At 37.4% G+C, this 238-nt stretch carries 1 protein-coding gene; it reads right to left on the reverse strand.

Features of this window, described 5'->3' with window-relative positions; all coding sequences use genetic code 11:
* Positions 1 to 238: cag pathogenicity island Cag12 family protein (locus RTW80_RS30720; RefSeq protein ID WP_312722033.1), on the reverse strand; the 238-nt coding region annotated here is incomplete at both ends.

The raw sequence follows: 238 nt of genomic DNA on the forward strand, positions 1-238 counted from the left end.
CGAACACCAAAGCCATTAGATTTATATCTATACTGAATAACGCCATATGCGCCATTATTTCTAAGCCATTTTTTTGCAATGAAAAAATCGCCGCCATTAGTTGTTTCAACAATAATTACGGGTGAATGGGCGACGGCATAGAAAACAGAGTCGTCATACAGGCGATTTTCAGGCGAGAAATTAGTAATAACCTTCATCCAAGTTGAAGTTACTTTATCCGATTTAACAACCTGATTTG

Origin of the sequence: Escherichia sp. AM3, from assembly GCF_032029835.1 — a bacterium.
GTDB classification, from domain to species: domain Bacteria; phylum Pseudomonadota; class Gammaproteobacteria; order Enterobacterales; family Enterobacteriaceae; genus Escherichia; species Escherichia coli.